The following is a 13290-nucleotide window of genomic DNA, read 5'->3' on the forward strand; positions in this document are numbered from 1 at the left end:
CGGCCCGCGCTCACCGCAGCACCGGCCGCCGTCGCCGGAAGACGCCGAGGCCCAGGCCGAGGCCCAGCCATCCCGCGAGCGGAGAGCCCGGTCCCGATGGCGAGCCCAGCCCGCACTGGCACCCCGAAGCGCCCTGATCGGGGTTGCCGGTTCCGCCGCCGTCGCCCGAGGAACTCGCGCTGGAGGTGGCCTGCGGGCCAGAGCCACCCTCTCCGCTGCTTCCACCCACCGGGTCGCTCGAGCCCCCGCTGGTGCTCGCGCCCGGTCCCGTGTCATCGAGCCCCGCGCCCGTCGTGTCCTCGCTGTCGGTCTCGCCTCCGCTCGAGTCGCCCCCGTCGGTGCCCGTGCCTTCGGGCTCGTCCGGCACGCGACGGTTGTTGTCGGTGAAGAACCGCGCTGCGTAGTAGGTGAAGTCGATCCCCTCGCCCTCGACGAACGAGAAGCCGCCCGGGTCCAGCCCCGAGCCCGCCGGCCAGTTGTGGCCGATGCCCGACGTCTGCAGGCGCGAGAGCCGGGGCCCGTCGGCATCGGACTCGAGGAACGCGACGCCGCTGGGCATCGAGCCCTCCTCGTCGGAGAGGTCGTCGAGCGACGAGCGCAACGTGGCGCCCTCATCGGTGTAGAGCTGCGCGAACATCTCGGCGTTGAGCGGCGCATAGCCCTGAGCCACCGAGAAGTCCGAGGTGTCGGCCATGGTGATCGCCAGGTGCGTCGAGAACGACGTCACTGCTGGCCCGGCCAGCATGGAGCAGTGCTGCGCCAGCGTCGGCGCATCGAGCCCCGCCGGCACCGCGAACACGTCGACCGCGCTGGTGCCCAGCGACGGCCCGGCGATCACGGCCACCCCCGCGAAGATGTCCGGGGCCGTGCAGCCGGTCACCAGCGTCTCGCCGCCGCCCGACGAGAATCCCGCCATGTACACCTGGTTCGGATCGATGCCGAGCGCGGGATCCATCGACAGCTCCTGCGCTGCCGTGATCAGCGAGAGCGTCTCCGCATCGGTCTCGCCGTAGTAGTAGTCCCAGCACCCCGCCAGCACCCCACCTCCTGGCACGGCCGGCACTGCGATCACCATCCCGAAGGTCTCGGCCGCCGGCTCGAAGTTGCCGTGGTCGCGCAGGGTCGTCGCCGTCTGCGAGCAGCCGTGGAGCACCAGCATCAGCCCGCGCCCGTCTCCGATGGGGCTGCGCGATGCGGGCGTGTACACGTGGGTGGTGAGCCCGCCGAGGTCGAGGGTCTGCCACGCGGCATGGGCGTGGCTCGGGACCCCGAGCAGCCCGCCGAATGTTGCAGCGCAGAACGTCCAGACCAGCGATGCGGAGCGAGCGGCCTTCATGGGCGCCAATCATGCCATCATCGATGCTGCAATGCAGCAATAAATCCAGCCTGGCCCTCCTCCCTCGCTCCGTTAGGATGCGTGACCATCGCGTCGCCTTCCCAGCCTGCCTCCGAGGCGCCCGCGTCGGCGCGGTGGCCCACCGTCCCGGCCCTCGTGCTCGCGGCTGCGATCACGGTGGCGTTCCTCGTGCACGCGCGCGCCTGGGTGTTCCTGTGCGACGACGCGTTCATCTCGTTTCGCTACGCCAAGAACCTCGCCGAGCACGGAGCGCTGGTCTTCAACGTGGGCGTCGACCCTCCCGAGCGCGTGGAGGGCTACACCAACTTCCTGTGGGTGGTGGTGCTCGCGACGCTCGATCGCCTGGGGTGGGATCCGCATAGCGCCGCCCCGGTGCTCACCGGCCTCGGTGCGCTCGCGGGTCTGGTCGCCTCGGTGCTGGTCGCTCGCGGTCTGCGTCGCCGTCTCGGCGGAGTCGAGCTCGGTCCGCGCTTGCATCCCATCGATCTCATCCCCGCCGTGCTGCTGGTGTCCGTGCCCGAGCACATGGTGTGGGCCCACGGCGGCCTCGAGACCAGCTGGGCCGCGGCCCTCGTGCTCGGCTCGATCGCCGCGTGGTCGGCCGATCGCCTGCGGCTCGCCGCCGGCCTGGCCGCGGCCACCGCCCTGCTGCGCCTCGACGGCCTGCTTCCGATCGCCGTGTTCGGCCTGACCTGGCTCGCGGTGGTCGGCGCTCCGGTGCTCGCGGCAGAGCGCCGGGCTGCCTGGGCCCGCGTCCCCGGCAAGCGCCTGGTGCAGGCCGCCGTGGTGTTCGTGGTCCCGCTGCTCGTGCACCTCTGGTGGCGTCGCAGCTACTACGGCAGCTGGCTCCCCAACACCTGGGCCATCAAAACCTACGGCACGCTCTTGCGCGACACCTACGGCCAGGCCTACGTGGAGGCATGGCTCGAGGCCCTGCCGCTGCTCTACGTGGCTCCGCTCGCGCTGCTGCTGCGTCCGCGTCACCTCGTGCTCGTGCTGCCGATCGCGTCCGTGGTTGGCTACGGCTGGTGGGTGGGCGGCGACTTCATGGCCTACGGGCGCTTCTACGTGGTCGCCACCGGCCTGCTCGCCGCGCTGGTGGGCTGGTTGCTCGCCGATGCCGGGCGCCTGCTCGCCCGCCGGCTCCGGCCCTCGATCGCCGCCATCGTGCCCATCGCCCTTGCCTTGGTGCTCGCGGCCGGCCTCGGGATCCGTGCCCACGAGCGCTGGCAAGCGGACATGGCCAAGCCCACCGGGTGGCTCGACGGCAAGTGGGAGGGCGTGGCGGCCATGGATCGCTTTGCCCGCGTGGGCGTGGCCGTCGGCCAGTGGATGCACGGCAACCTTCCCCCCGACACCCTGCTCTCGGTGGGAGCGGCCGGCGCGGTGCCCTACGGCGCGCGCTTGCCCGTGGTCGATGCGTTCGGCCTGGTCGATCCCCAGCTCGTGCACCTGCCCAAGCTGCGCCCGCACCAGGGTCCCGGCGCACGCCCGGGTCATCAGGTGATCGCTCCCGCCTCGTACATCAAGGCGCGCGACCCCGATCTCGTGTGCCACGTGGGCTACCGCGGGCCCACGCGTCCCGGTGAGCGGCGCGCTCATCCTGCGTTTCGAAGCGGCTATGTGTGGGCGTGCATCGAGCCGCCTGCCGTCGTCGATCCCCGGGCCGAGGGCGGGATGCTCGACGTGGGCTTCTACTGCTGCCGGCGCCCTCGCGATCGCGTCGTCGGCCCGTTCGGTCGGAGGGATCCATGAACGAGGCCGGGAGCGCCACCGATGGGAGCACCGACCGCCGCCTCGCCCAGCTCCGCCGCCTCGTCGAGGTACTGGCCATTGGCTGGGCCGTGCTCCTGGCGGTGGTGTTCGCGTGGCGCGTGGGCTTTCCGCTCGAGCTCGAGTGGATGGAGGGCGGCCTGCTGCACCAGGCGCATCGCATCGCGCACGGTCAGTCGCCCTATCCGGCGCCCGGTCCCGAGTTCGTGCCGTTCCTCTACACCCCGCTCTACTCGGTGGTGCTCGCCGTCCTCGGCACCGTGCTGCCGCTCGGCTACGTGCTGGGTCGGGTGATCAGCATCCTCGCCTGGCTCGCCACCGGGCTCGCCGTGTGGCGAGCGGTGCGGGGCGAGGGCAAGCCTCGCGCTCATGCAGCGGCCGCCGTGGGCCTCTGCTGCGCCGGCTACGTCTTCACCTTTCGCTGGCTCGACCTCGCCCGCCCCGACACCCTGTTCATCGCGCTCACGCTGTGGGCGCTGGTGCTGCTGCGAGAGGGCCGTGATCGGCCCCGGCGCGTGCTGTGGGCCGGCGTGCTGATGGCCCTGGCGTTCTGGACCAAGCAGACGGCCGCATCCTTCGTGCTCGCCTCGGGCGTGGCCGCGCTGTGGATCGCCCCGCGCCAGCTCTGGATCTACGTGGTCGCCATCGGAGTCATCGATGGTGGCGGCATGCTGCTCGGCAACGCGCTCACCGACGGCTGGCTGTGGACCTACGTCTACGAGCTGCACCAGAGCCATGCGTTCAACCGCGAGCGCTTCACCACCAAGACCTGGGGCATGTTCGTGCACGCCTGGCCCGCGGTGATGCTCGTGGTCCTCGGTCTGCTCGCGCACGGGCTGGTACGGACGAACCAGCGGCTGCGAGCGTGGCGCTCGCGAAGGGCAGGGGCCACCACCGCATCGCCCGACGACGGCACGATCGCCTCCGCATCGTCGTCGTCGACCCCGACGCCAGGCTGGCGCGGCCTCGCCTACTGGACGCTGATGGCCCTCGCAGGCCTGCTGGTCTCCGCGCTGGGCTACGCCACCCAGTGGGCCGAGCCCAACGCGTTCATCCCTGGCGTGGTGCTCGGGGCGGTGGCGCTCGCGGTCGCGTTGCCCGCGGGCGGACGCGGCGAGCGAGCGGCGCTGGGCCTCGTGTCGCTCCAGCTCGTGCTGAGCCTGCTGGTCGAGCCGCTCTATCAACCGGTGCAGCAGCACGGCCTGGCGGGCCTGCGCCACAGCTACGCGTGGCAGGACCCTTGGCGCACGGTGCCTCGCCTCACGCAGTGGCAGCAGGCCCGTGCGCTGCGAGACCGCATCGAGGCTGCGCCGGGGGAGATCCTCGCGCTGCATCGGCCATGGTGGTCGCTGCTCGCGGGCGGCGAGGGCCACGTGGGCAACATGGGCATCACGGACGTACGCCCGGACGAGCGCGCCGAGATCGAGCGTGCGCTCCGGCAAGCGGTCGGCGAGCGGCGCTACGCGTGGGTGTGGCTCGAGGGCGAGCCTCCGCGCTGGCTCGCGCGCGAGCTATCGCGAGGCTATCGCGTACAGGAGCGCCTGCACGGTGAGGCCCGTGTGCGCCCCCTGAGCGGCTACATGTCCGAGGCCGGCATGGTCACGCCCTACGAGCGCGATCAGCTGCTCCTTGCGCTCCCGACATTGCGCGAGCCACCGCCGGGCACCACCGTGATCGCCGACTTCGAGAGCGGCACCCTCGACGGCTGGCAGGTGCTCGACGGTCGCGCCTTCACCCGCCCGCAGCGCGGCACGCCGCGCAAGCTCCCCCTCGCGGGTCCCTACGGCGGCGAGATGTTGCTGACCAGCGCCGGCCCCTCGGGCCGGCTCGAGCTACAGGGCCGCGTGTGCTCGCCCATCATCGAGCTCCCCGCTTCCGGTCACCTCGAGCTCCTCGCCGGCTTCGCCGGCCGTCGTTCCCGGGGTCTCACCGTGGAGCTCGTGGAGGAAGCCGGCGGTCGCACCGTCACGCTCGCCATCCCGCCCACGCCCCACTCGCTGCACTCCCTCCGCTGGGAGAGCCCTCCCGAGTGGGCCGGGGCCCGAGCCCGCCTGTGCCTCGGCGACCACAGCAGCGAGGCCGCGCTCTACGTGGACGATCTGTGGCTCGTCCCTTGAGTGTGGTCGGCCCCAAGCGCTTGCGCCCGTCCCGCCGCAAAGACCTCCGCTTTCCACCTCGTGAGCCCGCGTGCCATGCTGCGCGTGGTCGAGCTCATGACCGCCTCGCGCCTTCGCTTTCCCCTCGGCATCTCGGATTTCCGCACCCTGCGGGAGGGGGGCTACCGCTACATCGACAAGACTGCGTTCGTCGACGCGGTGGTCGACGGAGACGCCCAGGTCATGCTGCTGCCTCGGCCCCGGCGGTTCGGCAAGACGCTCAACCTGTCGATGCTTCGGTGCTTCCTCGACAAGAGCGCCGAGGATTGCCGTCCGTTGTTCGAGGGGCTCGCCGTCGCCTCCTCCGAGGCCGCGCGGCCCCACGCGCAGCGCTATCCGGTGATCTACTTGACCTTCAAGGACATCAAGCCGTCGTCGTGGGAGGACTGCGTCGCTGGGATCGCCAACGCGCTGGCCAAGGTCTACGGTGAGCACCGCCATCTGCTCGCCGAGGGGAGCCTCGATGACGAGGACGCCAGGATCTTCAGGGCCGTCCTCGATCGTCGTGCCACCAAGGCGGAGCTCGCGATCTCCCTCGAGCTGCTCTCGCGGCTGCTCGCCGAGCACCATCGCGAGCGTGTGCTCATCTTGCTCGACGAGTACGACTCGCCGATCCACGCGGGGCACGCCAACGGCTTCTACGGCGAGGTCGTGGCGTTCTTTCGCGAGCTCCTGTCGGGAGGGCTCAAGGACAATCCCAACCTGTTCAAGGGCGTACTCACCGGCATCCTCCGCATCGCCAAGGAGAGCTTGTTCTCCGGGCTCAACAACATCGTGGTCTACGGGATCCTCCGCTCGGAGTACGCGCCCTACTTCGGCTTCACCGAGGCCGAGGTGCGGCAGCTCGTCACCGAGGTCGGGCGGCCGGAGGTGCTCGCGGACATCCGTGCGTTCTACAACGGCTATCTCTTCGGCGGCGAGGCGATCTACAACCCCTGGTCGGTCCTGTCGTTCCTCCACGACGCCAACAAGGAGCTGTTGCCCTACTGGGTGGAGACCAGTTCGAACGAGCTGGTGCGCGAGTTGTTGCTGACCGGCCCCGCCGGGGTCCGGGCCGAGCTCGAGGTGTTGCTCGGCGGTGGGACCATCGAGAAGCGGATCGAGGAGAGCATCGCGCTGCGCGATCTCTCGCTCGATCCAGGGGCCGTGTGGAGCTTCTTGCTGTTCACCGGCTATCTCAAGCCGGTAGAGCTGCGCGTGGAGGAAGGACAGCGCATCGCCAAGCTCGCCGTTCCCAACGCCGAGGTGGGCATCTCGCTGCGCAAGATGACCAAGGTGTGGATGGAACTCCAGGTGGGGGGCTCCGAAGCGCTCGAGGCGTTGCTCTCGGCCCTACTTCGGGGCGACGGTCCGGTCGTGGAGCGGCACCTGAGCCACCTTGCGAAGGTCGACCTCTCGTACTTCGACACCGGCGGACCGCAGCCGGAGCGCTTCTACCATGGCTTGGTCGTGGGTCTTCTCGCCGGGCTCGGCTCGACGTACGAGGTCCGATCGAACCGCGAGTCGGGCTTTGGTCGCTGCGACATCATGGTGCTGCCCAAGCACGCCGGTCGACCCGGGGTGGTGCTCGAGCTCAAGCGCGTCGACAGCGAGGCCGGCGAGGCCCCCGCGACTGCCCTCGCGGTCGCGCTGGCGCAGATCGAGGCCCGCGACTACGCCACCGAGCTACGGGAGCGTGGGGCCAGCCCCATCCATTGCATGGCCGCGGTGTTCGACGGCAAACGAGCCTACGTCCGCGTCGCCTGAGTCGACCACCACGCCAGGCATGCCTACGTGGCGTACCGCCGACCCACCAGGACAGTCGCTCGCCATCTCGCCGAGACAGCCGCCCGCCAACCAAACGAAAATGCCCCCCTTCCAGGGGGGCACCTCGTCGTACCGCCAGCCCGAGTCGGCGGCGGGGGTCATGGCTAGTACGACATGCGGACGATGTCGCGGGTGATGCTCACCGTCTTGGTGCGCCCGCAAGGCGTCTGCACGTCGAGATCGACGGTGGTGCCCGGTGCACCGCGGATGGACGCAGCCCACGCCTCGAGGGAGGGCGGGTTCTCACCATCGACGGCGACCAAGTGCATGCCCGGATGCAGCTTGCCGGTGGCCGGCGAGCCTCGCAGCACGCGACGGACCACGACCTCGTCACGATGGCGCTCGATCACCACGCCGATGCCACTGTACGTGTAGGCACGGTCGACGCGATGGTGCGCGCCGCAATCGGTGGAGCCCATCCGGTACATCACCGCGGCCGAGGTGACGACGGAGCCGGCGAGGACGATGGCACCGAGAACGGCGCGACGAGCCGTACGCCAACGAGCGAGGGTAGTGCGAGTCGGATCTGCGGAGCTCATGTCGAGGAGGCCTCCCAAACGGCGGTCAGGCGACAGTGTTCCACAGGAGAGCGATGCTGCCAAGCGGCGCCTTTGCCGAACTCACTGGTTTTCGTTTGGGTTTCGTTTCCGCGGGGCGTTCGAGGGGCGCGATGGGGTTCGGGAGATCTCATCTCCCCCGCGCTCGCTGCCCAACTCCAGCGGTTCCTCGCTTCCACGGGGCGCGCTTCCACGGGGCGCTTCCAAAGGGGCGCTCGAGCGCTCCGGAGGCGTGCCTGCCGGTTTCGCCGAGATGTTTCCTTGCCTGGCGCGGTCGGCTATAGGGTCCAGTCATGACCGTACGCGCACCGCGTTGGCCGGGCTCGCTGAGCACTCTCTTCCTTTGCACCCTGATCTCCGGCATCGGAGCGGGCTGCAAGCCCGACGCCACCGCGGCCGAAGCTCCCGCCGAGGCCTCCTCGCCCCCCGCCTCCCAGGCGCCCGAAGCCCAAGAAGGCCCAGGCGAGCCCGCCGGAGCCGAGGAAGGCGCAACTCTCGCCGCGGGGACGCCTACCGTGGGGGAGCCCGACGCGCTCGACCCGCAGCCCGAGCCCGCCAACACCGAGATCGCTGCGGTCGATCCCGAGCCCGAGACCCCCGCCGTACCCGAGGAGCCCTACAAGGTCCTGATCCTCGGCGACAGCCTGGCGGCGACCGGCTTTGGCGCCCTGCTCGAGCGCAGGCTCGACGCACACCCGCACGTGGTGTGCTACCGCAAGGGGAAGAGCGCCTCCGGCCTGGCCCGCCCGGACTTCTTCGATTGGTACGAGGAGGGCAAGAAGCAGGTCGAGTTTCGCGAGCCCGACATGGTCGTGGTGATCATGGGCGGGAATGACGGTCAGGATCTCACGCGTCGCAAGAACGGCGAGGGCAAGCGCGTATCGTGGAAGCACGAGGACTGGGCGGCCGAGTACCGCGCACGCGTCGACTCCTTCCTGGGCAAGGTGTCCGCGCCAGGCCGCAAGATCGTGTGGCTGGGCCTGCCCACCATGGGCTTGCGCAGCCTCGAGCAGAAGCTCACCCTCATTCGCGACGTGCAGCAAAACGCGGTGGAAGCGCTGGGCGACGACGCGCTCTACCTCGATACCGTGCCCTTCGTTACGACGGATGCAGGCGAGATGCTCACCGAGGCCAAGGTGGGCCCCAGGGGCAAGACCCACACCATCCGCGCCGACGACCGCATCCACTTCACGATGGCGGGCAGCGAGTACTTTGCCGACCGCGTCTATCCCGAGATCCTGCAAGCTCTTGGTCTGACCGACGTCCAAGGCGACCCCGCGGCCGAGCCCTCTGCGCCACAGCCGGCCGCGCAATAGGCGAGGGGAGCGCGCGCCGGCGCCTCCTTGCCGGTCTCCCCTCCGGCGATACGAGCTCCCCATGCAGCGACCCCGTGCAGCCCGAGCCCTCCGTCTGGCCCTGATCGCATGCATGGGGCTCGGGTTCGGAGGCGCGGTGCCTCGGGCGGCGCATGCCTGGGCTCCGCCGCCCGACGAAGAAGGCAGCGAGGACGCGGGCGGCGAGGGCACGGAGGGAGGCCCCAAGTGGATCAAGCATCGGGTCGTGCCGCGCGAGACGCTGGACACGATCGCCATCCGCTACGGCGTGACTCGTGACCAGCTGGTGCGGTGGAACAAGAAGAAGCTCGGCGAGCGGAAGTGGATCTACGCCGGGCAGACGCTCAAGGTGCACGCCACCCTCCAGCCGCCGCCGCGCGAGAAGATCGAGTACATCGTGGAGAAGGGCGACACCTGGGGGAAGATCGCCGACCACTTCGGCGTGCCGATGTCGGACCTGCGAGCGTGGAACCCCAAGGTCCCCAAGAAGTTCAAGGCGGGGGCCAAGCTCAAGGTCTACACCGATCCCAAGGCTCCACCGCCTACCGTCGCGGGTGGGGAAGCGGGCACCGAGGCGCTTGCCGATCTGCCGGCCGTGCGCAAGGGCGGCATGGGCGTGGGCAAGCCCAACCGCGGGTATCTCGTCAACGCGGTGCAGCTGCCGCAGAGCGAGATGGTGCGGATCCTCGATCCCGACAAGGTCTGGGGGACCAGCCACACCATCGAGCACCTGCAAGAAGCGATCGCCATGTTCCGGCGCGACACCGGGTACGACGAGCCGCTGACGATAAGCTCCATCAGCCTCCGGAAGGGCGGCAAGTTCGGCCCGCACAGCTCGCACCGCACCGGCCGCGACGTGGACATCCGGCTGCCGCGCAAGCCCGGCGCGCCCAAGGGCGAGGCGCCCTCGTCGATCGACTGGCGCAATACGTGGAAGCTCGTCGAGGCGCTCGTGGCCACCGGGGAGGTGGAGTACATCTTCGTGTCGTGGTCGCGGCAGAAGTATCTGTATCGCGCAGCACAGAGCGCGGGGGCGAACACGGAGCTGCTCGAGAAGATGATTCAGTATCCGCGCAAGTCCGATACGAACAAGGGCGTGGTGCGGCACTCGCCCGGGCACACGGTGCACCTGCACGTGCGGTTCACGTGCACGCCCGGGAACTCGCGGTGTGAGAGTTATTGAGCGGGGTGGCGCGGAGCGGGCTCGTCGTTGGCTCGCACGTTCGGTTGACCGAGTGGTCCGTCCCCGTGGATGATTCGGGGGAGTCGTCGCCAATGCCACGCTACATGACCATTCATCGCGCACCGGGGCTCTTGCAGGAGCAGTGGGCGGAGAACGCCGAGGGTGTGTACGCCGGCGAGCACGCCACCTTCGTGCAGGCCCACGTCAACCTGGGGACCGGCTTCATCTTCACGATCTACGACGCCAAGGATCGCGACGCGCTCGTCGAGCAGTTCGAGGAGCTGGGGCTGGTCTACGACGAGATCCACGAGATCCAGTTCAGCCAGTCCCACGACGAGATGGTGGCGATGCTGAGGTCGCAGGGGCGCATCTGAGCCCTTGAGCCGGGCCCCCCGAGTCGGGCCCCCGAAGCCGCCCACGAAGGAGCCTGCCATGTCCGATGCCAAGCCCTCGCGCGAGCTGGTGATCCCCCCGCCTCGCCCCGATCGTCCCCCGCTGCGGGCCAACCTGCTGAACGTGATGCAGAAGGCCAATACCACGCTCACGCCGCTGTTCCCCTACATGCACGCGGGGGCGATCGTCCCCACCGGCGCGCTGTTCATCGGCGGCCCCGATCGCGACTACGGCCAGTTCTACCACCACAACTCGGTCGACGAGGTCATCATCGCGTTCGTGGCCAACGAGGCGACGCTGCAGACCGGGCAGGTCTACAACGGCGGGCGCGTCCACGGGGTCAACTCGTTCCTCAAGGACCAGAAGAAGGCAGGCTCGTTCGCGCTGTTCACCGTGACCCAGCGACAGCTCGACGAGGGTGCGCAGCCCGAGGCCATCACCATCCTCTGTGCCCAGTGCCGCAAGGAGATCTTCCGGGGCGAGCTCGACGGCGCCTCGCCCCCCGATGCCCACGAGCTCGAGCACCCGTTTGCGACCATCGCCAAGGTCCCGCCGCTCGTGCACGAGTACAACACCGACCCCGGCCGTCGCACGTGCCCGGATTGCGGCCACGTCAACGAGCCGTTCCCGCTGCGCACCTGGGGCTGGGACCTCTACGCCAAGCAGTCGGCCACGATGGCCCACGCCAAGCAGGTGCTGCACGCCGCCGCGTCGGCCGGGGAAGCGAAGTAGCGCGATGCCGCTGCCGCGCAAGAAGACGTTCATGGTGTTTCGCGAGGCGGCCAGGCTCGGCGCCTACGACGAGCGGCCGATGCTCCCGGCCGATGTGCAGACCCAGGTCTACCTGAGCCGCAACGACGTACCGCAGCCGTTCTTCCTGGTGTGCGAGAAGGACACGGTGATCGCGGTGTTCTCGGGCGAGGGCCAGGTGCAGCTGCGAGCGACCAGCGTGCGCACGTTCCCGCTCGAGCCCGGCGACCACGTGTACGTGCCCGCCGGGGTGCCCACCCGTCTGGTGCCGCGGACCGAGTCGGTGATCTTGCGCTACAAGGCGCGCGAGGCCGGCCTCGAGGGCGTGGCCTGGTACTGCGATGCGTGCGAGGAGGTCGAGCTCCATCGCCACGTGTTCGACACCGAGCACACGCTCGCGCACGAGGGCTACCTGGCGGGGTGCCGCTCGTTCAACGCCGAGCCCGCGCGACGGCGATGCAGCCGCTGCGAGCGCGTGCATCCCCCCGTGGCACTCGAGGGCTACCGCTGGGAGGAGCTCGCGAAGGCCCAGCGAGGCTGAGCCCCAGCCTTCAGCTCCGTGGCCCCATCAGCGAGCGGACCACCGTCACCATGGTGTCGAAGTCGATCGGCTTGACCAGGAACCGGTCGGCACCCAGCTCTCGTAGCTGCTGCCAGTCGGACGCACCGCCGTAGGCGGTGACCACCACGATCGGGACCTTGCGCAGGCTCTCGCGCTCGCGCAGGGCTCGGGTCAGCGCCATGCCGCCGCCTCCGGGCATGTGCAGATCGGTGATCACGAGGTCGGGCCGGAACCGGTCGGCGAGCTCGAGCGCGACGCCGGGGTTGGATGCCGTGCTCACGGTGATGCCAGGGAACGACAGCTCGAGCAGGTCGCTCATGGCCGCCAGCGTGGACGCCTCGTCATCGACCAGCAGCACTCGCATGCCGGGTCGCGCGCTCGAGGAGGCCTCGAGCGCGGCCAGCAAGGCCCGGCGCAGCACCTCGGCGGACGGCGGACGATCGGCGGGGGCCTTGGCCAACCCCTGCAGGAGCGGAGCATCGAAGGCCGTGCCGAGCTCCTCGCGGACGCGCGACGGAGGCAAGGGCTCGTCGAGCGCATGCTGCGTGAGCAGCTCGGGCAGCGTGGGACCAAGGAACGGCGGTCGCCCGGCGAGCAGCTCGTAGGCGATCACGGCCAGCGCGTAGACGTCGATGCGCGTGGCGAGCGAGGCCGACAGCGGCTCGCGGCGAGTGATCTCCGGCGCGAGGTAGGCGGGGGTTCCCGACAGCACCGCAGGTCCGCCGAATTCACCGCGATCGACGGGGCGCGCCAGCCCGAAGTCGGTGACCGCAACCCACTGCGCGGGACCGATGAGGATGTTGCCGGGCTTGAGGTCGCGATGGATCGTGCCCGCGTCGTGGATGGCCTGGACTCCGCGTAGCAAGGGATCGAGCACCACCATGGCATCAGCGGGGGCGAGCGGCCCGTGGCGCCGGCTCCACAGCGCCAGGTTGACCCCGGGCACGTGCTCCATCACCAGGTAGGGTCGTCCGTCGGGCGCGCCGAAGGAATGGATCATCACCACGTTGGGGTGCCGTACCCGAGCCATGGCCCGGGCCTCCGCGAGGAATCCCCTCACGGCGCGCTCGTCTCCGAGCTTGTTGGCGTGGATCACCTTGAGCGCCACGTCGCGCTCGAGATGCCGGTCGCGCGCCTTGTAGACCGTACCCATCCCGCCCGAGCCGAGCACGCCGGTGATCTCGTAGAGGCCGTCGACCACGTCGCCGAGCGCGAGGCCATTCGATCGAGCGCGAGCCTGGTCCAGCTCGCGCTCGTCGAGGTCGCGGGTGGGCAGCGACGCATCCTTTAGCGTTTCGCTGTTCTCCCTGACAGCCATCGGCACCCTCCGATCATTGCACGGGGGCTGGAGGACGAGGCCGCAATGGATGCGTGGAGGGCACCAATGTGCCATCCAGTCCCCCGTGCGGCGTTGCGCAC

Annotated in this window: 11 protein-coding genes; 8 read left to right on the forward strand and 3 right to left on the reverse strand. The window is 70.0% G+C overall.

All coding sequences use genetic code 11. From position 1 onward, the window contains the following. Positions 1-10: 10 nt before the first annotated feature. Positions 11-1336 carry a PHB depolymerase family esterase gene (locus OEB96_RS24065; RefSeq protein ID WP_266219053.1) on the reverse strand — a complete coding sequence of 442 codons (1326 nt, stop codon included), beginning with the start codon at positions 1334-1336 and terminating at the stop codon, positions 11-13. Positions 1337-1417: 81 nt separating this feature from the next. Between OEB96_RS24065 and OEB96_RS24070 the strand changes: the two genes are divergently transcribed. From OEB96_RS24070 to OEB96_RS24080, 3 genes are read left to right on the forward strand one after another with little or no spacing between them, the layout of a single operon-like run. Continuing rightward, entirely contained in the window at positions 1418-3112 is a 1695-nt protein-coding gene (locus OEB96_RS24070; protein ID WP_266219054.1) for a hypothetical protein, read from the forward strand. Beyond that, a complete protein-coding gene (locus OEB96_RS24075) occupies positions 3109-5247 on the forward strand; it encodes a glycosyltransferase family 87 protein (RefSeq protein ID WP_266219055.1) in 2139 nt (712 codons plus the stop codon). Before OEB96_RS24070 ends, OEB96_RS24075 begins: the two co-directional genes overlap by 4 nt. Before the next feature lie 60 nt (positions 5248-5307). After that, complete coding sequence (locus OEB96_RS24080; protein WP_266219056.1) at positions 5308-7032, forward strand: AAA family ATPase; 1725 nt, start codon at positions 5308-5310, stop codon at positions 7030-7032. Between the two features lie 164 nt (positions 7033-7196). On the opposite strand, the gene OEB96_RS24085 is transcribed toward OEB96_RS24080, so the two are convergent. Further along, the gene (locus OEB96_RS24085; protein ID WP_266219057.1) at positions 7197-7631 is read right to left on the reverse strand and encodes a PDZ domain-containing protein; all 435 of its coding nucleotides are present in this window, start codon (positions 7629-7631) and stop codon (positions 7197-7199) included. 311 nt (positions 7632-7942) lie between these two features. On the opposite strand from OEB96_RS24085, the gene OEB96_RS24090 reads away from it, so the two are divergent. The 5 genes from OEB96_RS24090 to OEB96_RS24110 all read left to right on the forward strand — a co-directional run bounded on the left by OEB96_RS24090 (position 7943) and on the right by OEB96_RS24110 (position 11850). Beyond that, complete coding sequence (locus tag OEB96_RS24090) at positions 7943-8965, forward strand: SGNH/GDSL hydrolase family protein (protein WP_266219058.1); 1023 nt, start codon at positions 7943-7945, stop codon at positions 8963-8965. A gap of 61 nt (positions 8966-9026) precedes the next feature. Continuing rightward, positions 9027-10166, forward strand: a complete 1140-nt coding sequence (locus OEB96_RS24095; protein ID WP_266219059.1) for a penicillin-insensitive murein endopeptidase — start codon at positions 9027-9029, stop codon at positions 10164-10166. A 104-nt stretch (positions 10167-10270) separates the two neighbouring features. Next, entirely contained in the window at positions 10271-10540 is a 270-nt protein-coding gene (locus tag OEB96_RS24100; RefSeq protein ID WP_266219060.1) for a nickel-binding protein, read from the forward strand. A gap of 58 nt (positions 10541-10598) precedes the next feature. After that, the gene (locus OEB96_RS24105; protein WP_266219061.1) at positions 10599-11291 is read left to right on the forward strand and encodes a cupin domain-containing protein; all 693 of its coding nucleotides are present in this window, start codon (positions 10599-10601) and stop codon (positions 11289-11291) included. Between the two features lie 4 nt (positions 11292-11295). Beyond that, entirely contained in the window at positions 11296-11850 is a 555-nt protein-coding gene (locus OEB96_RS24110) for a cupin domain-containing protein (protein ID WP_266219062.1), read from the forward strand. Between the two features lie 10 nt (positions 11851-11860). Here the strand turns inward: OEB96_RS24110 and OEB96_RS24115 are convergent, their stop codons facing one another. Further along, positions 11861-13189 (reverse strand): protein kinase domain-containing protein, encoded by a 1329-nt coding sequence (locus OEB96_RS24115; RefSeq protein WP_266219063.1) that lies wholly within the window; start codon positions 13187-13189, stop codon positions 11861-11863. Between the last annotated feature and the right edge of the window lie 101 nt (positions 13190-13290).

The organism is Paraliomyxa miuraensis (assembly GCF_026337845.1).
In the GTDB taxonomy this organism is placed as follows: domain Bacteria; phylum Myxococcota_A; class Polyangia; order Nannocystales; family Nannocystaceae; genus Paraliomyxa; species Paraliomyxa miuraensis.